At 54.5% G+C, this 23,637-nt stretch carries 20 protein-coding genes, 1 tRNA gene and 1 riboswitch; of the genes, 14 read left to right on the top strand and 7 right to left on the bottom strand.

The genetic code is table 11. The features are described 5' to 3' along the window. The first annotated feature begins 234 nt into the window (after positions 1–234). Positions 235–310: riboswitch (cyclic di-GMP riboswitch) on the top strand. Positions 311–643: 333 nt separating this feature from the next. The 4 genes from BQ4888_RS10745 (at position 644) to BQ4888_RS10755 (ending at position 7,121) form a co-directional block, all read left to right on the top strand. Further along, positions 644–1,806 (top strand): IS3 family transposase gene (locus tag BQ4888_RS10745; protein WP_420841952.1). Its coding sequence is split into 2 segments (ribosomal slippage): positions 644–913 and positions 916–1,806, totalling 1,161 coding nucleotides; the frame shifts between segments, so codons are not numbered across the junction. 250 nt (positions 1,807–2,056) lie between these two features. Beyond that, positions 2,057–4,969 carry a hypothetical protein gene (locus BQ4888_RS17590; RefSeq protein WP_170232827.1) on the top strand — a complete coding sequence of 971 codons (2,913 nt, stop codon included), beginning with the start codon at positions 2,057–2,059 and terminating at the stop codon, positions 4,967–4,969. 19 nt (positions 4,970–4,988) lie between these two features. Next, positions 4,989–6,296 (top strand): surface lipoprotein assembly modifier, encoded by a 1,308-nt coding sequence (locus BQ4888_RS10750; protein ID WP_170232828.1) that lies wholly within the window; start codon positions 4,989–4,991, stop codon positions 6,294–6,296. A 324-nt stretch (positions 6,297–6,620) separates the two neighbouring features. Further along, positions 6,621–7,121, top strand: a complete 501-nt coding sequence (locus BQ4888_RS10755; RefSeq protein WP_092057202.1) for a type II TA system antitoxin MqsA family protein — start codon at positions 6,621–6,623, stop codon at positions 7,119–7,121. 308 nt (positions 7,122–7,429) lie between these two features. Here BQ4888_RS10755 and BQ4888_RS10765 read toward each other — a convergent pair whose 3' ends face one another. Both BQ4888_RS10765 and BQ4888_RS10770 read right to left on the bottom strand, forming a co-directional pair. After that, positions 7,430–7,918, bottom strand: coding sequence for a hypothetical protein (locus BQ4888_RS10765; protein WP_092057206.1), 489 nt, complete (start codon positions 7,916–7,918; stop codon positions 7,430–7,432). A 106-nt stretch (positions 7,919–8,024) separates the two neighbouring features. Further along, entirely contained in the window at positions 8,025–9,614 is a 1,590-nt protein-coding gene (locus tag BQ4888_RS10770; protein WP_092057208.1) for a PDDEXK family nuclease, read from the bottom strand. A gap of 169 nt (positions 9,615–9,783) precedes the next feature. Between BQ4888_RS10770 and BQ4888_RS10775 the strand changes: the two genes are divergently transcribed. The 3 genes from BQ4888_RS10775 to BQ4888_RS10785 all read left to right on the top strand — a co-directional run bounded on the left by BQ4888_RS10775 (position 9,784) and on the right by BQ4888_RS10785 (position 11,161). Next, positions 9,784–10,368 carry a LexA family transcriptional regulator gene (locus BQ4888_RS10775; RefSeq protein WP_092057210.1) on the top strand — a complete coding sequence of 195 codons (585 nt, stop codon included), beginning with the start codon at positions 9,784–9,786 and terminating at the stop codon, positions 10,366–10,368. 28 nt (positions 10,369–10,396) lie between these two features. Continuing rightward, a complete protein-coding gene (locus BQ4888_RS10780) occupies positions 10,397–10,723 on the top strand; it encodes a hypothetical protein (RefSeq protein ID WP_092057211.1) in 327 nt (108 codons plus the stop codon). Positions 10,724–10,879: 156 nt separating this feature from the next. After that, positions 10,880–11,161 carry an MbcA/ParS/Xre antitoxin family protein gene (locus tag BQ4888_RS10785; protein WP_170232829.1) on the top strand — a complete coding sequence of 94 codons (282 nt, stop codon included), beginning with the start codon at positions 10,880–10,882 and terminating at the stop codon, positions 11,159–11,161. Between the two features lie 232 nt (positions 11,162–11,393). Here the strand turns inward: BQ4888_RS10785 and BQ4888_RS17785 are convergent, their stop codons facing one another. Further along, complete coding sequence (locus tag BQ4888_RS17785) at positions 11,394–11,657, bottom strand: hypothetical protein (RefSeq protein ID WP_240746341.1); 264 nt, start codon at positions 11,655–11,657, stop codon at positions 11,394–11,396. Here BQ4888_RS17785 and BQ4888_RS17995 point away from each other — a divergent pair. Both BQ4888_RS17995 and BQ4888_RS10795 read left to right on the top strand, forming a co-directional pair. Continuing rightward, a complete protein-coding gene (locus BQ4888_RS17995) occupies positions 11,544–11,777 on the top strand; it encodes a DUF2442 domain-containing protein (RefSeq protein WP_240746340.1) in 234 nt (77 codons plus the stop codon). The genes BQ4888_RS17785 and BQ4888_RS17995 overlap by 114 nt on opposite strands. 982 nt (positions 11,778–12,759) lie before the next feature. Continuing rightward, a complete protein-coding gene (locus BQ4888_RS10795) occupies positions 12,760–13,440 on the top strand; it encodes a hypothetical protein (RefSeq protein WP_092057215.1) in 681 nt (226 codons plus the stop codon). A 679-nt stretch (positions 13,441–14,119) separates the two neighbouring features. On the opposite strand, the gene BQ4888_RS10800 is transcribed toward BQ4888_RS10795, so the two are convergent. Next, positions 14,120–15,424 (bottom strand): tyrosine-type recombinase/integrase, encoded by a 1,305-nt coding sequence (locus tag BQ4888_RS10800; RefSeq protein WP_092057216.1) that lies wholly within the window; start codon positions 15,422–15,424, stop codon positions 14,120–14,122. Positions 15,425–15,694: 270 nt separating this feature from the next. Here BQ4888_RS10800 and BQ4888_RS10805 point away from each other — a divergent pair, with 270 nt between their 5' ends. Further along, a complete protein-coding gene (locus tag BQ4888_RS10805; protein ID WP_092057218.1) occupies positions 15,695–16,417 on the top strand; it encodes a YkgJ family cysteine cluster protein in 723 nt (240 codons plus the stop codon). Positions 16,418–16,521: 104 nt separating this feature from the next. Here BQ4888_RS10805 and hemL read toward each other — a convergent pair whose 3' ends face one another. Both hemL and BQ4888_RS10815 read right to left on the bottom strand, forming a co-directional pair. Then, positions 16,522–17,805 (bottom strand): glutamate-1-semialdehyde 2,1-aminomutase, encoded by a 1,284-nt coding sequence (gene hemL / locus BQ4888_RS10810; protein ID WP_092057219.1) that lies wholly within the window; start codon positions 17,803–17,805, stop codon positions 16,522–16,524. A gap of 164 nt (positions 17,806–17,969) precedes the next feature. Next, positions 17,970–18,045, bottom strand: a tRNA-Phe gene (locus BQ4888_RS10815). Positions 18,046–18,418: 373 nt separating this feature from the next. On the opposite strand from BQ4888_RS10815, the gene aroF reads away from it, so the two are divergent. The 4 genes from aroF to BQ4888_RS10835 all read left to right on the top strand — a co-directional run bounded on the left by aroF (position 18,419) and on the right by BQ4888_RS10835 (position 22,803). Further along, positions 18,419–19,438: a 3-deoxy-7-phosphoheptulonate synthase gene (gene aroF / locus BQ4888_RS10820; protein WP_092057221.1), complete on the top strand. Its 1,020-nt coding sequence runs from the start codon at positions 18,419–18,421 to the stop codon at positions 19,436–19,438. A gap of 69 nt (positions 19,439–19,507) precedes the next feature. Then, positions 19,508–19,774: a hypothetical protein gene (locus BQ4888_RS10825; protein ID WP_092057223.1), complete on the top strand. Its 267-nt coding sequence runs from the start codon at positions 19,508–19,510 to the stop codon at positions 19,772–19,774. A 276-nt stretch (positions 19,775–20,050) separates the two neighbouring features. Beyond that, positions 20,051–21,355: a pyridoxal phosphate-dependent aminotransferase gene (locus tag BQ4888_RS10830; protein ID WP_092057225.1), complete on the top strand. Its 1,305-nt coding sequence runs from the start codon at positions 20,051–20,053 to the stop codon at positions 21,353–21,355. An 83-nt stretch (positions 21,356–21,438) separates the two neighbouring features. Further along, positions 21,439–22,803, top strand: a complete 1,365-nt coding sequence (locus BQ4888_RS10835) for a glutamate--cysteine ligase (RefSeq protein ID WP_092057227.1) — start codon at positions 21,439–21,441, stop codon at positions 22,801–22,803. 393 nt (positions 22,804–23,196) lie between these two features. On the opposite strand, the gene BQ4888_RS10840 is transcribed toward BQ4888_RS10835, so the two are convergent. Then, positions 23,197–23,454, bottom strand: coding sequence for a hypothetical protein (locus BQ4888_RS10840; protein ID WP_092057228.1), 258 nt, complete (start codon positions 23,452–23,454; stop codon positions 23,197–23,199). Positions 23,455–23,637 lie beyond the last annotated feature (183 nt).

The following is a 23,637-nucleotide window of genomic DNA, read 5'->3' on the forward strand; positions in this document are numbered from 1 at the left end:
AAATTCGCCGACCCCCTCGCGGCCGTTTGTCAAGCTAAAAATGTGGTAAGTTGTCGATTTTTATAGTTTTTCATCAAGATTATCGATTTGCGACACGAGCTGCAAAAACCTAACCGGACACCACTGATAAAAATACACACATTTCCCACTTGTTTTAGGGCGGTGTTTTCTTTAAGGTAATTTAAAAGTAAGTACTAATGGGTCAACCCGCATGGATTGCCCCTCCGTTGTACCTTCCGATAAGAGCAAAACCGGGGAAACCCGGTGACGCAAAGCCACGGGTCACGTTTGTGATAGCCGGGCCACCGAAGGAGGTCGAGAAATTATCGAGGCCTGTCTTCTGTTAAGGAAGGCAGGCCTTTTTTTGTAAACATGACCCACAGCCAGAGAGGTTTGTCCCACGATCCAGTATGTGGCTCACACCGTTTCCGACAGCAGCAAAGATCTTTTAACAATGCGTTAAGTGCTGGCGCGGCTGGGTATGTGCTCAAGGGCAGCAGCGAAGAAGAGATACGCAACAGCCTGAAAGTCGTCGCCAAAGGTGGCAGCTTGCTTAGTCCGCGCATGGCCAGCCGGCTGGTGTGAATCTCCCCCGGCATTGTGGACAGTCCGAAAAGCTGCTACAACGCAGCAGGAGGATGTCATGATACCGAAGAAGAGAAAGTCGTATACGCGCGAGTTCAAGGTTGAAACGGTCAAGCTGGTTACGGATGGCGGTGCCAGTGCGAACCAAATTGCAGATGACATGGGGATCCACGTCAATACGCTCTACAAATGGATCAGAGAGCTGTCAGCGAAGCCCGAAGAAGCCTTTCCCGGCAAGGGACACATGGCCTGCTCCGATGCAGAAATGGTCCGTCAGCTCAAGCGAGAAAACGAGCGGTTGAAGATGGAGCGTGACATCCTAAAAAAAGCAATGGCCATCTTTTCGAAAGACCCGACCTGATCTTTCCGTTCATCTGCCACCTTCAGTCGGAGTTTCCGGTCTCTGTCATGTGCCGCATATTGAAGGTTTCCAGGAGCGGCTACTATGCTTGGCTGCGTAGGCCCGAGAGCCTGAGAAAGACACAAGACAAAGCGCTGTCCGAGATGATCCAAGAGATCCACAAGGAAAGCGGCGGCGAATACGGCAGTCCCAAGATCCATGAGGAACTGCGTCGTCGCGGGACACGTTGCGGGCGCAAACGGGTTGCCCGCCTGATGAGAAAAGATGGCCTGAGAGCCAAGACCGTACGTAAATTCAAGGCGACCACCAATTCGGACCACCGTTTGCCGGTGGCTCCCAACTTGCTTGACCGTGACTTCTCTCCCGCTGAGCCGAACAAGGCCTGGGTAGCGGATATCACTTACATCTGGACGAATGAAGGCTGGCTTTACCTCGCTGTTGTCATCGACCTGTTCTCCCGTGCCGTTGTTGGCTGGTCGATGTCAGAACGCATGACTCGAACACTGGTCATGGATGCCTTCACTCTGGCTGTGAAGCGCCGTGATCCGCTTCCTGGCCTGATTCATCATTCAGATCGGGGATCGCAGTATGCCAGTGCCGATTTCCAGCGGCTCTTGGCAAAATACGGTGCGATATGCAGCATGAGCCGCAAAGCCAACTGCTGGGACAACGCGGTGGCAGAAAGTTTCTTTTCGCTATTGAAAAGAGCTCTGGTGTTTCATCACCAGTACCCGACCCGTGCACAGGCACGGCAGAGCATCTTTGACTACATTGAGCGGTTCTACAACCGCAAGCGGATTCATTCTTCGCTGGGGTATCGGACCCCATACGAGGTCGATCATCTCAAACTTGCAGCTTAACTGGCTGTCCATGATTCCGGGGCAAAACCAGTTGAATGTTGGGTGCCGGGAAGATGCACTAAGAATTTCAGTTTGTTTATAAATTGGAAACTCCAATCGAACCGGAGCGAATCGGAGCTTGACCAAGCTAAAGTTCTGGAATTCCTTAAATTAACATTATATCATGAGCTTGACAAGTTGTTAGCGCCTGGTTTTTTACACAGACTCTACTGACGAATCGTATTTTTATTTTACAGAGAGAGGAATTGAAATGCTTAAAGAAAAAATACTTATAATTTTGATTTTGTTTTTGTTTTCCATCAATTCGCACTCTGCGGAATTTGATGTTGAAGAGTTTTCATTTGATGCGGCCAAACGTATAATTAGTGTTGTTGAGTTTGCTGAAGATGTGGAGAAGGCATCAAAGTACACATTAGCGTTATATGAAGCGAAAGAAAAGATAGATGCACTAAATGGAATAATTCAAAATATTGATGAGGAAATTTTCAAGCTAAATTTCAAATCACTTGTTGGATATGCAGGCTCGGAAGTTACCAAATCCAGCAAAGAGGCTGTTGAAACTATATCAAATAGTCTTGATGATTTGACAGCAGATAGAAAAATATTTGCTGACATGACGACAGTTCTCAAGGCGGATTTGGTCGATACTTTCAAATTATCGACCCCAAGTTTAAAGGGTTCCATAGGGGAACTAAAAGGGAAAATCGGCTTGGGAACTGTTGTGACGGCTATAGATGTCGCTATGGACATAGTGCAAAGGCAAGAGCGCATAAGTCAAGGAAGCACAGGCACGCTAGAAAACTTAAATATTGCGCTAAAAGTAGTGGAGAGCTTCGGGCCGCCAACTATACCCTTAACTAAGAGTCCATCAGATGTGGCTAGGGCCATTATCGATTATCAGGGTGCACTTAAGCAAAAGACTTCCAGTTTTCTAAATGGAAATATACTTTTGAAGGAAGGGACGGAAGATTTCGTTAATGGAGAGCTCTCTTTTGAAGCTTATATTTTAAGAAAGTTTGAAGGTTCAGACTTTGTAGATTCAATAGATCAAGTAGGAAAAAGCGACGCATATGCAAAACTTAGAACAGAATATATGGATAAATATGGTAATCATCTTGAATCTTTATATGAAACAAGAGCGATGCTCGAAAAGGAAAGAGATGGTGCGCTTCTTGATGTTTCAAAAGAAAATTATGTTTCAGGCATTAATTTGTTGAACATATTAATAGGCCAGATGAATGAAAAAAGTAATCTTATATGGTCAAATAATGTTGGATTTGACTTGATGGTATCGCTACACGATCTTGGCTTGGCAAAGAATGAACTTTCTTCAATTGTTGATGAGATAAGAATAAACAATGATGAGCAGAAAAGTAAAATAAGTTCTGTTTTGAATGAAGTTAAATTTATTCGTAATGATGTGTCCAAATTTGACCTCAGCAGGGAGGGAAGTCCGACGCTTCCACCTCAAGCACCAGCGCTAGAAGAGACATCAGATGACACGTCGGAAAATGAGAATGCGGTATCTGCTTTACGGGTTCGTGAAAGTGAATTGCGTAATGCTTTAGGCATCATCCGTAATGCTGAAAGCAAGGGCGCATCTCCCAGCAAAATTAATTCCTTGCTCACGGACATTGCCAATAAACTGGGCATGTCCACAAATGATTTCAGATTGCAGGTAGAAAATCTTCTTATAGTCAATCAACAAGAGCTGTTGGCTCTTGGGGAAGAACCATTGAAGGTGGATTTTAAGCTTCTGAATAAGCTCGAACGCAATGAGAAGTTAACGGCAACAAAAGATAATATGAAGTCAGAGCTCGAAACAAAATCACGCGAGCAATTAGCTCTGCAAAACGAAATGAATAAAATCGAAGCCAGCATGGGAAGTCTGAGTGAATACAATAGCTTGAAGAACCAGGAAATGGATCTGGAAAATCAATTATCTCAAATTGAACAGCAGATGGCTGGAAATTGGAACAACACCGGCGCTCTTAGCCAAAAGGATCTGGATAAGTTGGAAAAGTATCTGGAAGCATATGGTTATGCGTCAAATCTCTATAATAAATACAATGGTGATATTTCGAAATTAACCGGAACCGAATTGGCTCATCTAAAGGTCAGGGCCAGTATCGTGTTTGGTGCAGGTAAATTCTATGATGTTCTTTTTAATTCAGCCGACAGTAGACTTGCGAATCTCCAGGAACAGAAAGACAGGTATTACAGCGCGGCGGAAAATACAAATGGCGAGGATCTTGAATCCCAACGCCAAGAGATTAAAAACAGACTCAGCTCGATGAGGGCGAGCCTCAGTAGTTTCGATTCTAGTCTGGTGAACAACTTACGCACGGTTGAAACCGATCGAAATAGTCTTTCTCGGCAGATAGAAGAGAATCGGCTCGTTCTGGCTGATCTCGTTTCGGATATACAGGATTTAAACCGTAGATCGTTGTATGCATCGCAACCCGATGAATCCAATGATTTAAGCTATATTGATTATGGCGGCCGCTTAACTGCGATAACTGGGGGGGGGTGGGTTACTTCTGCCGGGGCCTATGGGCCCGATGATGGCACCGCCCCTTTCATTGGCATGGAGCTCAATCCAGAAAACAATGGGGTTTTTAGTGGTGATTTCAAAATCGCAACATTGACCAATACCGATAGCTCAGGGCCTTACAACTATTTGTCCTGGGGAACCTGGGCTGAAACTACTCGCCCTCAGACCTATACTGATCCCGGAGGTCATGTTGTTGCATTGGAAGGTGGGTTCTGGGTTATGGGGCAGGAAACAGACGATATCCCAAGACAGGGTTCTGCCGTCTATCAAGGACAATTATCGGGTGACTATCGTTCTGCGGGGGTGCGTTCGCCCGGCATCATGAGTGGCTCAGTAACACTGAATGCTAATTTTAGTAATGAAACCATTGCTGGTAATGTCAATATTCTAAAAAACAACTCGCCCTGGTTGAATTCCACGTTAACAAATGGTGCCATTAATCTGCAGGATGGGGATTTTCAGGCTGACCTATCTGGCGTTGCTGCCGGAGGTATTGGGGGCGATTTTTATGGCCCAAATGGAACAATGCCTACAGAAGCAGGTGGTGACTGGTGGCTTTTTCATAATGACGGCAATGCGGCAGGTATCTTCCGCGCAAAAAAACAATAAGGCGAGGGGGATATTTTTTATGAAAGTTGTTGTCTCTGTCATCATTTTTTTGGGTCTTTCTCTGCAAACGGCTTTTTCTGCAAACGACACCCTCGATATTGGTTCGGCGCAGGCCTTACTTGAGGCGGGGATGCCGACTGACGCTCTCGATCTTTTGCAGGCCGGCCTGGACCCAAGCAGTACCAATGTGCAGGAATGGTTTTTACTGGCCATGGCCGCGAAGTCAAGTAATCGCCCCAGGGAATCAAGTACGTACCTGAAAAAAGTGATTGAACTCGATCCGGAACAGGCAGGGAGGGCCAAACTTGAATTGGCGCAGTTGGCTTACACGCTCGGTGATGCTGAAACAGCCAAAAATTACCTGACCGAAGTTAAATCGGCCAAGCCGCCGACAAAAGTTGGTGAAAATATCGACCAGTTTCTTGAAATGATCGAAAGGCAGGGCGTGCCAAAACAGTGGAGAGTCAATGGATCGGTAGGTTGGATGTACGATTCCAATGCCAATGCTGGCCCTGCAATTGATTCAGTGCTGCTGTTTGGTCTCCCTTTTGATCTTTCCAGTGACGCAAAGGAGCAAAGCGACAATGCGTTATTGCTCCAGTTGGGGGTCGATCATAACCAGGGGATTTCGGACGACCTTGGCTGGCAGACCGGTTTTTCTTTGAGTCGTACGGACTACAACGATATCGATAATCTGGATTCTCTGGTGCTGTCTGGGTCGACGGGGCCTTCATGGAGAATCACCGATACCTTGGTTGCCTCTCTCCCCCTGGTTGCCAACTGGGTCAAGATAGGGCATGAAGAGACATATTATTCGTATTCATATGGTGTCGCCCCACAGTTGCGCTATGCACTATCCAAAAAACTTTCCTTTAATCTCGGCACCACGTTCAGTAAGAAAAAATATAATAATAACAGCAAGCGAAATTCTGAAAATTATTCTCTCTCGCCATCTTTTGTCTATCAGTTTAGTCCGGCCAGTTTTGCTCGGGTCGGTTTGGTTGGGGGCAAGGAAGATTCGGGCCTGGCTTATTGTGAGAATGAACTTTGGGGGGGCAATGCATTGTATGGGTATACTTTTGGGGATCGGTTACAGGCAACCCTGAATTTCGGCTATACCGATACCGAGTATGAGGGCAGGGAGGCCGCTTACAGAGTGCCCAGGCACGACAAAACCATCAGGTATGGTGTCGATCTCGCTTATCACATCAAAATGTTAAACTCAGACCTGTTACTTTCGGTTAATCGTACGGTTAACGACAGTAATCTTGTCATGTACGAATATGACAGGGATCAGGTAGCAATTTCTTGGCGAATTTCATATTAAAGTAGTACTGAGGATTTGCTTGATTCTTATAAGTCACTATTTCCAAAACACCATAAGGCCCAACCGGATTTTCTGAGTTGGGCCTTTCCGGAAAGTTGTTCTGTATTTCAATCCCCCTTTGCCTAAGGAATTTTAGGCCATCCGCGGTGAAAAACCAATTGAACAAGGTGGATGTTGGGAATGTGCCCGGGCGGGGACGATCTCGGAGCATCCCGAGTGGCAGAACGGGGCTTGGCGCTACAAGATTCACTCGAACAAAATCGTCGTGGTGGTGGAAATCTGGAGTGAAAGCAGGATTTTTATCGTGACGGCCTGGAGGTTAAAATGACGTGCCCTGATTGCCGGCAAGCAGAACTGGTTGAGAACCGCGAGAATATCCGTTACACGGAATCCGGTCTTCACTATGTGACCCTGTGCAACATCCTGGTGGAGCGTTGCCCGGCGTGCGGCAACACGCTGGTCAATATCCCCAAAATGGAACAACTGCATCGGTTGCTGGCGAACATTGTCATCAAGAAGTCCGGTCGCCTGGAGCCTTTCGAGATTACCTTTCTGCGTAAATCCCTGGGCTGGTCAAAGGCGGACTTCGCCCGGAACATGCACGTTCGCCCCAGCCAGGTAAGGCATTGGGAATCCGAGTACAAGCCTTCGCCGATGGGCGAAGCCAATGAGCTCCTGCTTCGCAGCCTGGTGGCCCACAACCGCCGGATTGACAACTACTTTGACGAGATGGCGAACCTCTCGCTTTCCCCGCAACCCCATGCGCAACGGCGGGTGGCGATCAGTCGCAACCATAAAGGCTGGGTTGCCGACGAGGCCGCTTGACAGCATCTTTAGGGGAGCCGGGTCGGATAGCGGCTGTAATGGGTGCCCCTAAAGGGGTCCTTCCTTCGGGGCTTCCTGGAGCGGATACGGTGTACCCATTTATGTAACAAGGTCGCGAGCTCTTCACAGGGCGGGGTCAAAAAGAGGCTGAATAGCCAGCCGATGATAAGGCCCTGCGCAAAACTGAAATCTTCATCCAGGAGGCCGACAAGCCAGGCAACGAGCAATGTCGTGGCGGACGTCAACAGAATTGACGTCGCCGCCACCGGGAAACGTGAAATTGTCGGCATGACCTGAACGCTCCTCGATTACGGCGTGTTTTCTATCTCCAGCAGTATCCATTCCGCCCAGGGGGTTTGGTTGCACTCCCGGCACAAAACCTCCTGCATCAACCGCCCCTGATCCTCTGCCAGTTCCTCAAATAGCCGCTTGTGCAGCGCACACGTCCGGCACTCCTTGACCTTCTGCAATAGATTCCCCTCTCTGCCATATAATAATGGAAACTTAGCGGAGGGCGGATAGCCTGTCAACCCTCCCCTCGGCGGGGTCCGTCTATCGCTCAATCCGGTTTTTCTATCCGGCGCGGCCGTTATTTTTGCTTGTCGGCCTTTTCGTGTTCCGCTTTCTTCCCGGCCAGCAGTTTTTCCGCCTCTATCCTTCCCTCCCGCTCTTCCTCCTGGGCGATTTTGATTCCGCTCAGTTCTTTGCCTGAGTTCTTCGATTCTCTCCTTGGCTTCCGGGGTCTCCCGCTGGGCCTCGATGACGGCCAGGAGTTTTTCCAGGTCAGCATAGATCATGGCCAGATTCCGGCGGTCCTTGTAGGTCAGCCAGGATATGCTTCTTGACTTGGGCCAGACAGGAAGCTCCCGACGGTGCCGGGAGCTTCCTTGTTAATGGCCGGAATTAGGCTTTTTTGCGTTCAAGGCACGGATGATAGGCCGGGAGGGCGCGCCCGCATTCGGGGCATTTCGCGAGAACCTTCCACTGAATGATCGTCATTTCTACCGTGCCGGAGCACTCCCGGCAGGTTCCGGCCACGATCTGGCTTCCCTCCACGTAGTCCTGATTGTCCAGGTCGATGGCAAAGCCACGAGTGGACATTTTTTCAAGAAATCCGGCGCCGATTGCTTCCCGCCGGCACTCCCGACAGGACCGGCCCCCGTTTTTCCATGCGTTCCACGTCCGATTGACGCGGTGTCCGCTCGGGCAGACCATCGGAAGCGTCTGGTGAGCATTGCGGTACTCGACGTTCTCTTCGCTTGCCAGCGACCAGCCCTCTTTTCCCAGTTCCTGACGAATATGCTCCAGGTCGTGGCGGCTGCTCCCGGCGCAAACCGCGCACCAGTGACCTTTGAGGATCAGGTTGGGGATCCGTAAGGTCGTATGCCCATTTTCACAGGTGACTTGCAGGGGGCGGGAGACGCCGAGGTAGTCGGCGGGGTCGAAGGTCCCGCCATTTTGCGCGACAATCTCCACAAACATCTGATACGTCTCGTCCTGGCTCCGGTCGTAGATTTTCCGAGGATCAATCTCTACCGTCATCGGGTCGTGGGGCGGCACAAATCCGTGGACTGCCAGCTGCTCCGCGATGTAGCCCCGGGTTTCCAAAGCCCCAACATCGGTCACCGAGTGCGGAATAACGAGCAGGGTGATGCCCGCCTCGCGGCAGAGCTCTTGCTTTTTATGGTCGCGCTCTTGCTGTTTCTGAAAATCCTGCTCCGAAGCGTGAAACATGGGCGACCGCTGATGATGCTGAACGCCGTTCGCCTCGAAAGCCAGATTGAGTTCCGAGCTAAATCCATCCAGCTCCAATCCCTGCAAAAACGCCGGATGCTGCCGGGGGAAAGGCACATCAAAAGCGGCCTCCAAAATAGCCCGCACCAGATTTTCACTCCGGCTGGTGTTGCAGGTCGGGCACCAGGTTCCCTGGCCATCGACGCTGCCGAGAGTCGCCTCCCAGGTGTGCCCCATGGCGCATTCCCACCGGAGGGGGTCGGTCGTGGAGATCAGAGGCTCCGTGGTCAGGCACTTTCCGCCGCGTTCAGCAGCGATTTGTTGAGCCTTTGCGAGGTTCTGGTTGACCGTCAAAACGGTCTTCCGGGCTTTTTCCAGCCGGCATTGGGCGCAGCTCTCCGGGCGCCGGATCACGTCGTGGGCCGTCTTGGTCGCCTCCCGTCCGCAACCCGGGCAGTTCATCCAGACCAGCGACTCTTTGCTCGTAACCTCGCCGCCGAGGTAGAGGCCACCGTTGGCGGCGATCACGTCCTTGATCCGCTCGGTGGTGTAGCTTTGCCGGGGGCTGCACTTCCGGCAGAGAACCTTGCGACGGATCAGGTTCCCGGCGCGAACCGAGTGCTCTTCCGCCCGACAGCTATGGCAGCGGATGGACAGGAGGGCCTGATCGGTGGCGGCGGCCGGAACGTAGGCCAGCAGCTCCAGACCGGCCTGTTGCAGAAATTGCGACCATTCGGCTTCGTTTTGCGGGATTCTCATGCATGACTCCTTTCGGTTGAGGAAAGTGGAACAAAGTTGCTTGACGTAATTCCACGCTAGCATTGACCGAAAAGAAATCAAGAGATAAAATTGCACAAAAAAGAACTTTTTTTTGCTATAAGAAATCTGATGTCGTACTGCGACAATAAACCTCAACAGGAGTTCTTTTATGGAAATAAATGTTGCCGAACGAATCCGGCTGTTCCGTGTCCGAACAGGACTTTCACAGAAGGAGTTCGCGGAGAAGGTCGGGCTGGCGCCGGCGGCCATGAACCGGCTGGAGAAAGGGAACCGGCAGCCGGATGTGGAATTTCTCGTCGCCGTGCGCAAGCTCTTCGGGGCCGATCTCAATGAACTGATTGCCGGCGAGCCGGACGGCCCGACGAAACATGCGCTTCCGCTATTCGGGGACGATCAGTTGCAAGAGATGGGCGGAGACGTCGCGCCCAGGGGCTGGGTCGGGTTTCCCGAGGTGGAGGGGATGAGCTTTGCTTACCGGATGCGGGACGAGAGCATGTTTCCCGTCATCCATCCCGGGGATGTGCTGCTGGTCCGGGACGAACCGGCCAGGCTGGGGGACCGGCTTCTGTGTCGCGACGAGACGGGGAGAATCCGTGTGCGGCAGCTGGCCCGTCGTACCACGACCGGGGATGCCCTGCTCGCGGAGAATCCCGCTTATCCCGAAACGCCCCTGACCGGGGAGATCCGGGTGCTGGGCAAGATCGAGGCAGTCCTGCGCAAACTTCCCGTATAGCGTCCGTCAACACAAAAGGAGACCGGAGATGGACCTGACGACCGCCCGGGAAATCCGGGCCGGCATCGATGCAACCGAGCTGGATGGCCTGCGTAGGGATCTCTACCGCAAGGCGCTGGACTACGCCCATATCCGGGCGACCTGGGCCTTATTCTCAATCGAGGAACGGCTCGAAAAAGACCGGGGCCGCACCCTCGCCCACAATGCCTTCATCGACGCCTGCAACATACTGAGCCGCAACATGGCCAAGGCCGGGGAGGACAACGCCTGGCGCGCCCTGCTGACCGACGAGCGCAAGACCATCGGGGATTTCGCCTGCTGGCTGCACGCCCTGGTCGCCATCGAGATGCGCTGAGGGCGGAGACGGGGTGGCCCATCATTGATTGAACCAACATTTGCCGATTCCGCCCTGCGCCTGTAACGACAAAAAGGAGATTATTTGATGGACAAACGGAACGGGAGTCGGACACGGACCTCAATGCCCGGTCAGGCCACGGAAAGCCGGGATTCCATGCTGCGCCAGGTGATCGCCGGGCTGGAAGAACTTCCGAATGACGCTTCTTTTACGCAGATCAAAGCCGTCCTCGACCTCGCGGCGCTTCGAACCGTGCCGGACCCGATCCGGCGTCGCGCGCTGGAAGTGTTCGGTGGCGAGGAGAAAACTGGAGAATGGCTGACGACGAAAATCGCGGTCCTGGGCGGACAGACGCCGATGGATATCCTGATAAGCACGGAAGGGGAAAAAGAGGTGCTCGCTATTCTTGACCGAATCGAGCACGGGGTGTTTTCGTGACGAAGGGAAAAACGTAGGCATGATTTGCTGCTTCGCAGCCTGGTGGCCCACAACCGCCGGATTGAAGCATCCTTTAACGAAGTGGCGAACCTCTCGCTTTCCCCGCAACCCCATGTGCAACGGCGGGTGGCGATCACAGTTACAACCATAAAGGCTGGTTTGCCGACGTGGCCGCCTGACAGACTCCACCCCCGGTTAGGTTTTTCGGGAAATCGTCTCGGGAACGGCTTTTTTAAACGATGAAGGATTGGGAACTATGAGCCCGAAACCAGCTGCCCCACAAGGTTCGCCCCTTGCCGTAACGCCGCCCATCCAACCGCGAATGCCGTGGCGTGTGGCAACCGTGGATGCTCTGCCGGATTTCCGGCTCCATGTCCAATTCGTGGATGGCACCGAAGGGAGGGTAGACCTGGCCGCCCTTGTTCATTCGCCTGACGCTGGGGTCTTCGGCGCCCTTGCCGATTCCGCGCTCTTCGATCAAGTGTTTGTCGATCACGGTGCGGTGACTTGGCCAGGCGAAATCGACCTGGCCCCGGATGCCATGTACGCCGAGATCAAGAAAGCTGGAACATGGGTATTGCAGTCGACCACCCCACGGATGAATCCAGGGGATTGAGAACCGCAAGCCCAGTTTGACCAGCCCAGCCACCGGCGGAAGAATCGCCGACGGGGCTACGTTGGGAGCGAATCCATAGGCACCTTCGAATGCACTCCCAGGTCCAAGCTCTGCAGTGGCCGGCTAAAGGACGTTTTGGGGTTTAATCATCGGTGTTGGTTACAACAAACCACCTCGCAAGCCTGACGGTCTTTTCTGGTTCCTCCATCTTCCCCTCCACATCCAACTGTTTTTCTTCCGCCTCCACTCTCCCTTTTCGCTCTTCCTCTGGGGCGCTTCTTTGTCGCGACGTGACGGGGAGAACCTGCGTGCGGCAGCTGGCTCGTCGTACCGCGACCGGGGATGCCCTGCTCGCGGAAATCCCGCCTATCCCGAAACGCCCATGACCGGTGAGATCCAAGTGCTGAGCAAGGTCGAGGAGGTCCTGCGCAAACTCCCCGCATATCGTCCGTCAACACAAGAGGAGACCGGAGATGGAATTGACGACCGCCTGGGCAATTCGGGCCGCCATCGATGAAACCGCGCTGGATGGCCAGCTAAGGGATCTCTGCCGCAGATCGACGGTGCGGTTGGTAGCGACTCATTCCAGGTTGCGGTAGTCGAAGCGCACCTGGACGATGTAGGTGATCTGTCTCCGCAGCGCGGGATGGGGTTGGTTGAAGTAACAGCCGGGTGTAGAGGGATTGAAAGATCGGCCCCCTCAGGTTGAAAAGGGAAGCCCACCGAGTCCTGTTAGGACAATGTCTTATTTAGACAAAGACGATACTATTTCCTGTTTTTTTGACTAGCAAAAAAAATTTATAAAATTAGAAAAAAATATAAAAAAACTCTATTGACAATGGATTGACTTGAAATATGGTGATTTTCATGACGTCATAAAAATGTTTATACCGGTAAAGTTTAAATGAATATTGATATAGGGTTAATTCTTGAAAATTTTTCGTAAAAAACAATGGCTAAAAAACTACTTTAAGGAGGAACTATGAAAAACTTTGTGGGAAACAAAACTTCTAAAATCAGGGCTTTTTCTTTAAAAAATCAGCCATCAATCAATGATTTTACTTGTGGTAGCAAAATTCTTACTATTGAATTTGACCATTCTATCCTTGAAAAAAAACAAATTGCAGCATCAGAAATCGAAGAACTTTGTGGTCTGGTAGAAAAATATGAAATGCCAAACTATCCTGTTATTTTTTGTGATCTGGTCAATTTGAGAGGTTGTGTATTTCTTGAAGGTGAGATCGAATGGCCGTTAATTTTTATGGATATTAGCAAACTGTCTTCTGTAAAAGAAATGAGAGAAACATATATCCATGAGGCTGCACATCTATTTTCTTATAGATTTGGTCATGATTTCGTTTTTTCGATTATCCATAATATTTTTCTCAGAACTGCTGGTTATAATTTTTCTGAAATTGAGTATGAATACAGTGATTGCGATTGTGGTTTGACGATATCGGAAAGCATGGTGTTAAGCAAGGGATGCGTTAAGATTCTTTTGGATCAAAAATTGGACAGGATTTTTTGGGAAGACATTCGGGATTTTTTTCATTATTTCCCTGTTGTTCCTGGAGATACCATGGACGATAAATTGGCCGTATTCAAAAGGGTTGCAGGACGAATGTTGAAACATCTTAATTCGTCTAGCGTGGTCAATTCTTGAATCGCACAGAAAGATAAATAATTCAACTCAACCAGTATCGATCAAATTGTTCACCGTCGAACTCTTTTCGGGATCATTTATGATTGCTGGTTCGAGAGAGTGTCAGTGCATGTAAAGGCAGATCAAATGGTTACGATAATCCCTGCTGGAAGTTACAGTAATTACCGTTACTAATAATCTCCAGCAGGGATCAGCTCAGACTGGGGGATATCTAGGATTTTCTAGTCTGGGGAGTGCGGCGTGATCAGCGGAAAAAGGAAACTCTGATCATCGATTCCTTGGTTCGATAACTTTCGCCGGAGTCGGTGGATTTCCGACTATTCGCAGACAGATTATGCAAAACTGGTGCTATCACGCTTCTCAATGGTTCAACCAACTCCGCCAAAAGTTCCGGGTGCCAGCAGGTGCAAAAGCTTTACAGTGGAGGGTCCGGGTTCGACCGCGCCCTGTTCGTTCTGGGAGGAGGCATTGCCCTCCGCCGAAAATCTGGACGCCCTCTTTCTGTGTCACCCCCCGGCACATATCGGATCGTCTCACGCCGCTCTTTATCAGTTGATGTCACGCATCGCTGTAACGCCGGTTCGATTTTTCGTCAAGCAATTCCCGCGCACGCGGGGCAGAACCATTTTGCCCGCGCTGCAACCGTGACGATCTCAGTGTCGTGGCGGATCAGTCGTTTTCACCGCCGGTCCGCCAGATTGACCACATTGGCGCCGCTCTTGCCTGTAGTGATTTTTTGCAGGTATTCGGCCCAGAGGGTCAGAGCCGCGCGCTTTTCGTCGTCGTAGTCGTACAGGTTGTATATCTCTTCCAAGAGATCCGTGGAATGGTTGACGACCCGCTCCCTATTTTCGCGGGGGATCTTCAATCTGGCCATGCCAGTTAGGACGGTTCTTCGGAGATCGTGGGGACGGAAATGTTCAACGCCGATGCGGTTGGTTGGAGGGGGGTTTTCCGCTTTTTTCGCGGCCTGTTTCTTGTTGCGCCCCCCTTCACCCTTGACGGGATAACCCGGATCCGCTCCGAGAATGTTCCGGCGCAAGCTCAACGCCATCGCGTTTCCAGCAATGGGCTGGGCTGCGTTTTTGGGGCTGGGAAAAATGTAGCCGTCACTTGGTATCGCCCCAATCAGGTCAAGCGCCATGTCGGTCAAATAAACCCGATGTGCCTTCTTGTTTTTCGACCGTTCTTCAGGGATTGTCCACCAGCGCCCGTCAAGCTCCCTTGAGTGCATCCCGATGACCTCCCCCGGCCGTTGCCCGGTCACCAGAACGAGACGCAACGCTCGGCTCATTTCATCGGACATTGACAGGCCTTCCCGGTTTCTCAAGGCGTTCCACACAATCAGGATTTCATTGGCAGTCAACACCCGGTTGCGCGGGACATAGGGGCGAGGGGCTTCAAGCAAGGCAAAGGGGTTATTTTCAGCGTATTCCCACATGATCGCCATGTTCCACATCTTGCGGGCCTTGCAAAGCACGTTGAAGGCCTGGACGGGCGCACCGCGCTGGTCGATAGCGTCCAGCAAGCCCTTGGCATCGCGGCGGGTAACATCCTTGACTCGCCAGTTGGCCCAAGGTTCAAGGTCTTTGCGGAGGGCTCTTTCATCTTCCCGCCAAGAGCGTTTTTTCCTCTTGCCGTGATCCTCTATGAAATGAGAGATTAGTTGCGAGACAGTAATTTCGCGGCGCTGGCGGGCTTCTTCCTCGGCGGCCGCCCGGCGTTCAATCTCTCGATCGTCGGCCAAGCATATCGGCCCTTTCCCTGCCCGATAGTTGGCTCGAAACTCGGTGATCTTATTTTCGGCATCCAATTCCGTCTTGCCCTCGCTTGTATAACCGAAGGTTTCGAGGTACGTCTTACCGCCGATGGTGAAACGCAAAATCAGCAGCCGGTCGGGCCGGACGCCATGCTTGCGGGTTGGGTGGTCTTTGAAGAAAACCCCCTTGCGTTTCGTCTTTTTCAGACCGTCGAAAAGTGCCATTTCACCCCCCGATTTGGGTTGCAAGATAGGTTGCAAGATTTTACAGGAAATACAAGGTTCGTTAGGGATGTCACGGGAAAATCATAATTCTAAACTTCTTGAATTTCAAGGTAATTTTAGTCATCTAGGGATGGGCTGGGAAACCATATCTAAGCGTTCGCAATGCGTAGGTCAGGGGTTCGATCCCCCTCAGCTCCACCAAAAAAAACAGGGGGTTAGGTCGCAAGACCTAGCCCCTTTAAGTATTTTGGGGGATTTCGGGAGGTTCGGGTGACCGAATGGGTAGCAATCAAAGAGGATTTGCTGCGGCGGCAGCGGGATTTCGACGGGCGGATCGCGCGCCGGCTCGCGGAGTATGAAGGGCGGGGCGGGCGGATTTTCTGCGGACGGGGCTGTCGGGCCTGCTGCACCCTGACGGTCGATTGCAGCTTCGGCGAGGCGCTGCTCGTCGCCGAGGCGTTGAGCGATGCCCAGGGGCCTGCCCTCGACGGCTATGTCGAGCGCCTGCGTGAGTTGCTGCCGACGGTGGCGGATTTCAAGAGCTATCTGCGCATGCAGCGGCGGGAGTTGGGGGATTGCCCCTTTCTCGACGGGGAGGGGGCCTGCGCTGTCTACGAAGCACGCCCCTTCGCCTGCCGGGCACTCTTTTCAACCCGTCCCGCCGAGTGGTGCGGCGTCGATTTCGGCGAGCTGCCGGCTATCGAGAAGCAGCTGTTCATGGCGAGTCTCGACCGCACGGTGGTCGATTTTCCCACCCATTATCTGGCTGAGCCCCGGGAGTTGGCGCGAGAGCTGGAAGGGATGGGGCTGCTGGCCATGGAACGGGCCTTCGGCTTTTCCCTGGCCGGCAATCTCCCCTATCTGGTCTGGCTGGAAAGTCATTATGGCCTGAGCCAAAAATGCGCCGAAGGATACGCCGCCGTGACCGCGTTGCTGGAAGCGGAAGGGCTGAAACTCCCTTTCGTGCTGCACCTCGACAAGGTTCCGGCGTAGGCACGACGCCCTCTGATTTCACGACAAAAAAATCCCGACGCCATAAATACAGGCGCCGGGATTTTTCGTCTCTGCCTTCAGTCTTCAGCCTTCAGCCTGATCCCTTATAACTCCTTAAACGCCTTGGCTGCCGCTTCGAAGGTTTGGTCGAGATCGGCGGTGCTGTGGGCGATGCTCATGAATCCTGCTTCGTACTGGCTGGGGGCGAGATTGATGCCTTCTTCGAGCATGGTCCGGAAGAATTTGGCGAAGATTTTCGGGGTTTCCGCTTTGACATCGGCGAAGTTGAAGACTTCTTCGGCCTGAAAGTAGGTGCAGAACATGCCCCCGACCCGTTGCAGCGAGGTCGGCACCCCGGCGGCGGTCGCCGCCTGGCGCATCCCTTTTTCGAAATAGGCGCTCTTCTCCTCGATGCGGGCGTAGAAGCCTTCCTCCTTGAGTAGCTTCAAGGTGGCGATGCCGGCGCTCATGGCCAGGGGATTGCCGGAGAGGGTGCCGGCCTGGTAGATGCCGCCCTCGGGGGAGAGTCTTTCCATGATCTCCCGCTTGCCGCCGAAGGCCCCAACCGGAAGGCCGCCGCCGATGATCTTGCCGAGACAGACCAGGTCACCGCGTACTCCGTAACGCTCTTGGGCGCCCCCAAAAGCGACGCGGAAGCCGGTCATGACCTCGTCGACGATGAGCACGATCCCTTCTTCGTTACACAGCTGGCGCAGACCTTCGAGGAATCCCGGTTTCGGCGCCACGCAGCCCATATTGCCAGCGATCGCCTCCAGAATGATGCAGGCAATCTCGCCTTTGTTGGCCGCGACCAGCGCCCGGGTTTCAGCCAGGTCGTTGTAGGTGGCGGTGAGGGTGTATTTGGCGAAATCGGCGGGAACACCGGGCGAAGTCGGCACCCCGAAGGTGGCGGCGCCGCTGCCGGCCTTGACCAGCAACGAGTCGGCGTGGCCGTGGTAGCAGCCGTCGAACTTGAGGATCTTGTCCCGCCCGGTGTAACCGCGGGCCAGACGGATGGCGCTCATGGTCGCCTCGGTGCCGGAGGAGACCATGCGTACCTTCTCGATATTGGGATAGGCTTCCCGGACCATTTCGGCGAGGACAATCTCCTTCTCCGTCGGCGCGCCGAAGGAGGCGCCGGAGGCGGCAGCCTGCTGGATCGCCTCGACCACCTTGGGATGGCAATGGCCGAGAATCATCGGTCCCCAGGAGCCGACGTAGTCGATATAGGCATTGCCGTCGGCATCATAGATGCGGGAACCCTCGGCGCGAGCGATGAAGATTGGATCGCAGCCGACCGATTTGAAGGCCCGGACCGGGCTGTTGACTCCGCCGGGAATAATCTGCATGGCTCTGGCGAAAAGCGCTGCCGATTGCTGATGATTCATGGGAAAACCCCCTTATTGGGATAGATTGTTTGGCCCGGGGCCGAAGGAGAATTCTGCGCGAATGTGTCTGCTTAACATAGCCCCTCGACCTTGTCAAGAAGCGCCCCGCAGGCGGAAACAACAGAAAAAGGGGTTGCGGCAAAGCCGTAACCCCTTGTTTCGTCTGGTGCCCAGAGGCGGAATCGAACCACCGACACGAGGATTTTCAGTCCTCTGCTCTACCGACTGAGCTATCTGGGCGAAGAGGCTCCGTTTATAACCAAATCCTCTTGGGGTGTCAAGAAAAAATATCAAAATTTAAGCCTTGTCATCCCCGGGCAATTCTGCTAAGTAATTAGCACTTTTTATGGAGTAATCCGGCATGCTGACCCGTTACGCCAGCTTTATGAACTTTACCTTTTGGTTCGGCTTTTATTTTAGGCCGTCTGCCTGGGGGAGAGGTTCGTTGGCGTAAGCAAGGAGCAGCGCCGAACCAGCAAACCATGGGCAGACCGACTCCGGCTCTCCCATGGTTTTTTTGTTTCCGGATCGATGGAGACAAGGGCCGCCGGGGATAGCTGGGCGGCCTTTGCCGTTTTTTTCCACAACCGTCGATCGACAAGGAGCCGAGCCAATGATTATCGTCATGAAAAAAGGGGCAGACAAGGAACAACTGGCCGAAGTCAAGAAGCAGATCCGCGAACTGGGCTACAAGCCCCATGTGATTCACGGCGAAACCCGCAACGTCATCGGCGCAGTCGGCGATGAGCGGGGCAAGTCGGTGTTGCAGGCCATGGAGTCTCTGCCGGGGGTGGAGAGCGTGGTGCCGATTCTCAAGCCTTACAAACTGGCCAGCCGCGAGGTCAAGCCGGAGCCGAGCACGGTGGATTTGGGCGGCGGTGTCACGGTGGGTGGGGGTCAGCTGGTGGTGATGGCCGGCCCCTGTTCGGTGGAGAGTGAAGCGCAGATCCTGGAAACCGCCCACGCGGTCAAGGCGGCCGGCGCCACGGTGCTGCGCGGCGGCGCCTTCAAACCGCGCACCAGCCCCTATTCTTTCCAGGGGATGGAGGAGGACGGTCTCAAGTTGCTGGCTCTGGCTCGGGAAGCGACCGGTCTGCCCATCGTCACCGAGGTGGTCAATCCCCGAGATGTGGACCTGGTCGCCCGCTATGCCGACATCATGCAGGTCGGCGCCCGCAATATCCAGAATTTCGCCCTGCTCAAGATGCTCGGCCAGCTCGACAAGCCGATCCTGCTCAAACGCGGGATGGCCAGCACCATCCAGGAATTCCTGATGAGCGCCGAGTACATCCTCGCCGAGGGGAACCGGCGCGTCCTCCTCTGCGAGCGGGGCATCCGCACCTTCGAGACCGCCACCCGCAACACCCTCGATATTTCGGCGGTGCCGGTGCTCAAGGAGCAGACCCACCTGCCGATCATCATCGATCCCTCCCATGCCACCGGCCACGCCAGCCTGGTCCCCTCCATGTGCTACGCGGGGGTGGCGGCCGGCTGCGACGGCCTGATCGTCGAGGTCCATCCCTGCCCGGAAAAGGCCGCCAGTGATGGGCCCCAGTCCCTGCGCCCGGCGGAGTTCGCGGCAATGATGGCGAAGCTGCGGGAGTTCGCGAAGGTCGCCGGAAAAGAGTTGTAAGAAAGCCCCTGCCCCCTTCTTCTTGCGGGAGGGGGCGGGGCAGCGTCCAACCACACCCAAGGAGATTTCATGTTCTTCATCCCCCTTTCCCAGATCGAAAGCGTCGAACTGGTGATCCACGCCCTGCGCGCCGCCGGCGGTCAGGCCGATTGCACCGCCTGCCCGGCCTACCGGGTCTGTATGAAGCAGTGTCTGACCATCGCCGACACCGTCAGTCGGATGGCGCGTCAGGGTACCCTGCCGGTCATCGACGAGGACGAGTCGCCGGAGCCGCCGTCTTCCGGTGGTGGCGGTCCGGGCCGGCCCGCCAAGGGCGGTCTGAAGGTCGTCAAGTAGTAATGCGAGGAAACCGTTGACTTTGGCCGGCGGCTGTGATAACCAAACAGCCTGATTTTTTCGGAGATTCCCATGTATCTGCCCGGTCCGACATCCCTTTACCGCACGGCATCCCCGGCACGAGCATGTGCGGCGGCCGCTTGTCCGGCCTCCGACTGTTGCCAGGGAGTCAGTCCGTAACTCCGAAACCGACAGAATCTTCGAGGCCATGGATACTGATAGAGTCCATGGCCTTTTTGTTTACCGACCACGACCATCCTCAACGGGGAGTACATCATGCGCAACAACATCGTCCATATCGGAGCGGGGGAACTGACTTACGAGATCCGGGCCATTGTCGATATCGCCGACAAGCTCAAAGATCTGGGAATTAAAACCAACATGGAAAATATCGGCGATCCGGTGGCCAAGGGGGAGAAAATCCCCCTCTGGATGAAGGAGATCGTCGCCGATCTGGCCATGAAGGATTGCGCCTACGGCTATTGTCCGACCCGGGGCGTGCTGGAAACTCGCCAGTTTCTCGCCGACCTGACCAACAAGCGGGGCAAGACCCAGATCACGGCCGACGACATCCTTTTCTTCAACGGCCTCGGCGACGCCATCCAGAAGGTCTACGGCTTCCTCCGCCGCGAGGCGCGGGTCATCGGCCCCTCGCCGACCTATTCGACCCACTCCTCCGGCGAGGCCGCCCACGCCGGGCAGAAGCCGGTTTCCTACCGGCTCGATCCGGGCAACAACTGGTATCCCGATCTCGACGATCTGCGCCTCTCGATCAAGTACAACCCGGCGATCTGCGGCATCCTCATCATCAATCCGGACAATCCTACCGGCGCCGTCTATCCCGAGCGCGTCCTGCGGGAGATGATCGCCATCGCCAAGGAATACGATCTGTTCATCATCTGCGATGAGATCTATCACAACATCGTCTACAACGGCGAGTCGACCAAGCCGATCTCCGACCTGATCGGCGACGTGCCGACCATCGCCATGAAGGGGATCAGCAAAGAAGCCCCCTGGCCCGGTGCCCGCTGCGGCTGGATCGAGGTTTACAACGCCGACAAGGATCCGATGTTCCAGCAGTACGTGGCGTCGATCCTCAATTCGAAGATGGTCGAGGTCTGCTCCACGACCCTGCCGCAGAAGGCGATCCCGGCGCTGCTCAGTCATCCGGAGTACCCCAAGTACCTGGAAGAGCGCAAGCGTCGTTACGAGCGGGCTTCGAATATCGCCTACCAGCTACTCAAGGATGTGCCGGGAATCAAGGTCAACCGCACCAACGGCGCCTTCTACATGGCGGTAGCCTTCGAGAAGGGGCGTCTCACCCACGAGCAGAGCCTGCCCATTGAAAACCCCGAAGTCAAGCAACTGGTCGATGGGCTGGTGAACCTGCCGGGCTGTTCCCTGGACAAGCGCTTCGTCTACTATCTGCTGGCTTCCACCGGCATCTGCGTGGTGCCGCTCTCCTCCTTCTGTACTCCGGAGCAGGGCTTCCGCATCACCCTGCTGGAGCGGGACGAGCAGGAGCTGACCAAGATTTTCGAGACGATCGCCGCTTCCATCGGTGCCTACCTCCAATCCTGATCGATTCTCCCCCGGCGGTTCGCCGCCGGGGGAGCTTTCCCGCCGCCCATCCCCACACCTTCCCTTTCCCCACGGGGGCACCCATGACCAGTCAACTCAAGCCGCACCTGCAAGCCGTGGTGAATTCCCGCGACGATCTTCGCGGCTACCTTTTGCGTGGCGCCCGTCCCCAGGAAGAATGGGGGATCGGCGTCGAGATGGAAAAGCTGGTGCTCGATGCCGCCACCGGCGAGGCCGCCCCTTTTGATCGGATCGAGGAATTGCTCCGGCGTCTGGAGGGGATTGGGGCCTGGCGTGGCGTGCGTGAAAACGGGCGTCTCGTCGCCCTGCAAGGACCGTCCTCCTCCATCACCCTGGAGCCGGGGGGGCAGTTGGAGCTTTCCGGTGAACTCTGCGACGATCTGCATTGCTGCCGGCGCGGTTACGAGGCCTATATCCGAGAGATCGTCGCGACCGGCGAGGCGCTCGGTCTGCGCTTTTGCGGCCTCGGGGCGCAGCCGTTCACGGCGCTGGAGCAGATCGGCTGGCTGCCCAAATCCCGTTACGGGATCATGGGGCCGTACATGCTGCGAACCGGCGACATGGGGCAGCGGATGATGAAGCAGACCGCCGGGGTGCAGGTCAACCTTGACTTCTCCGACGAGGCGGACTGTATGGAGAAGATGCGCCTGGGGATGGCCCTGACACCGCTTTTGTATGCCCTTTTTGCTAATTCGCCGCTGCTGGAAGACCGTTCGACGGGCTGGTTGTCGACCCGGGGGGAGATCTGGTCGCGTACCGACCCCGACCGGACCGGGCTGATCGAGCGGCTCTTCGCCGAAGGGGCGAATTTTTCGGACTATGTCGAATACGCCCTCGACGTGCCCATGTATTTCATCCATCGCCAGGGCGAATATCTCGATATGACTGGCGAGCGTCGAACTTTCCGCCGCTATCTCGATGAGGGCTTCGCAGGACAGCGGGCGGTGCTGGGGGATTGGGATCTGCATCTGTCGACCCTCTTTACCGAGGTCCGGCTGCGGCCGCAGATCGAGGTGCGCAGTGCCGACAGTCTGCCGCCGCGACTTTCCCTCTCCGTCGGTGCGCTGCTCAAGGGACTCTTTTACGACAAGGAAAGCCGTGAAGGGGCCTGGGCGTTGCTCGGTCCCTTCTGCCGGGAAGAACTTCAGGACCTGATCCGGCAGAGTCGCCGTCTGGGCTTGCGCACGCCGTTGGGGCGGGAAACGTTGCGGGAATACGCCTTGGCCGTCATCGCCTTGGCTCGGGCGGGGCTGGAACGCCAAGGCTGCCGGGATGTCCTGGGTCGGGACGAGACGATTTTTCTCGATGAGCTGCACGGGATCGCCGACTCGGGCGTCACCCTCGCGGAACGCCTTTTGTTCCGCTGGCAGGGCTCGCGGGACGATAAGTTGCAGGTATTGTTGGATCACTGCGGCTTTACCGCCTGACCGGGGGGTTTGCGAAAAATACAAATGAAGATCTACGACTGTGCATTTGCACGGTCATTTTCACGGTAATACGCGTTGTAATGAATTTTTTCTCGTTTATGCTTTCTTCCGTCTCGACCTGTTGTGGCAGACGGGCCAGGCTGGAGAAGATCCTTCTTCTTCATTTTCCCCCCCTGTTCAGGGCCGGCCTTCCGAAGTTCTTCGGGGCCGGCCCTGTCTTTTGCGGCGCGTGCGCTGGGCTTGCCGCTGTGCGAATGCACAGTAAATGACCGTGAGCGTGGCCGCGATTTTTTACGGGAATCGCCGTGGCGGTCGGTATCGCTTTCGGTTAGGATTGAACCATCGACGGGCTGTTGTGGCAGGCGGCTCGACGAAGCATGAAGACCCTCCTCTTCATTTCTCCCTCTTGTTCCACCCCAGACCGGCCAGGGTACCTCCCCCTGGCCGGTCGTCTTTTTGGAGCACCTGCTTGTCTACTGTGCCTTTGCACAGGGCGAAACCGGACATGCGGGCCTGATTTTTTACGCCTTCCCCCGTGGCGGCGATCAGACTTTTTTTGTAATTTATAAACATCGACGGCTTGTTGTGGCAGGCGAGCCGAAAGATACCTCCTGTAGCTCCATCTCCCTGTTTCACCCAAGGGCCGGTCATAAGGGATGCCTCCCCCTTGATCGGCCCTCTCCCTTTGTGCCTTCCGGTCGTCGATCATCACGGCACCTTCACCGAGTTCCCCGAATCGTGATTAAAGCGCGGAAATTCGCGAATTTTACGCAATTCAGGGGTGTATCGGCCGGCCGTTTCGGTTATAATCCCGCTGCTCTTTTGCGACCCGTG

It is taken from the genome of Desulfuromonas acetexigens (genome assembly GCF_900111775.1).
In the GTDB taxonomy this organism is placed as follows: Bacteria; Desulfobacterota; Desulfuromonadia; order Desulfuromonadales; family Trichloromonadaceae; genus Trichloromonas; species Trichloromonas acetexigens.

Coding starts and splice junctions, on each gene's coding strand:
- BQ4888_RS10770 (WP_092057208.1), bottom strand. CDS start 9,614: ATGAGAATCCCGCAAAACGAAGCCGAATGGTCGCAATTTCTGCAACAG.
- BQ4888_RS10795 (WP_092057215.1), top strand. CDS start 12,760: ATGAAAAACTTTGTGGGAAACAAAACTTCTAAAATCAGGGCTTTTTCT.
- aroF (WP_092057221.1), top strand. CDS start 18,419: ATGATTATCGTCATGAAAAAAGGGGCAGACAAGGAACAACTGGCCGAA.
- BQ4888_RS10750 (WP_170232828.1), top strand. CDS start 4,989: ATGAAAGTTGTTGTCTCTGTCATCATTTTTTTGGGTCTTTCTCTGCAA.
- BQ4888_RS10765 (WP_092057206.1), bottom strand. CDS start 7,918: ATGATCTATGCTGACCTGGAAAAACTCCTGGCCGTCATCGAGGCCCAG.
- BQ4888_RS10785 (WP_170232829.1), top strand. CDS start 10,880: ATGCTGCGCCAGGTGATCGCCGGGCTGGAAGAACTTCCGAATGACGCT.
- BQ4888_RS10800 (WP_092057216.1), bottom strand. CDS start 15,424: ATGGCACTTTTCGACGGTCTGAAAAAGACGAAACGCAAGGGGGTTTTC.
- BQ4888_RS10830 (WP_092057225.1), top strand. CDS start 20,051: ATGCGCAACAACATCGTCCATATCGGAGCGGGGGAACTGACTTACGAG.
- BQ4888_RS10825 (WP_092057223.1), top strand. CDS start 19,508: ATGTTCTTCATCCCCCTTTCCCAGATCGAAAGCGTCGAACTGGTGATC.
- BQ4888_RS10835 (WP_092057227.1), top strand. CDS start 21,439: ATGACCAGTCAACTCAAGCCGCACCTGCAAGCCGTGGTGAATTCCCGC.
- BQ4888_RS10775 (WP_092057210.1), top strand. CDS start 9,784: ATGGAAATAAATGTTGCCGAACGAATCCGGCTGTTCCGTGTCCGAACA.
- BQ4888_RS17590 (WP_170232827.1), top strand. CDS start 2,057: ATGCTTAAAGAAAAAATACTTATAATTTTGATTTTGTTTTTGTTTTCC.
- BQ4888_RS10755 (WP_092057202.1), top strand. CDS start 6,621: ATGACGTGCCCTGATTGCCGGCAAGCAGAACTGGTTGAGAACCGCGAG.
- BQ4888_RS10780 (WP_092057211.1), top strand. CDS start 10,397: ATGGACCTGACGACCGCCCGGGAAATCCGGGCCGGCATCGATGCAACC.
- hemL (WP_092057219.1), bottom strand. CDS start 17,805: ATGAATCATCAGCAATCGGCAGCGCTTTTCGCCAGAGCCATGCAGATT.
- BQ4888_RS10840 (WP_092057228.1), bottom strand. CDS start 23,454: ATGACCGGCCCTTGGGTGAAACAGGGAGATGGAGCTACAGGAGGTATC.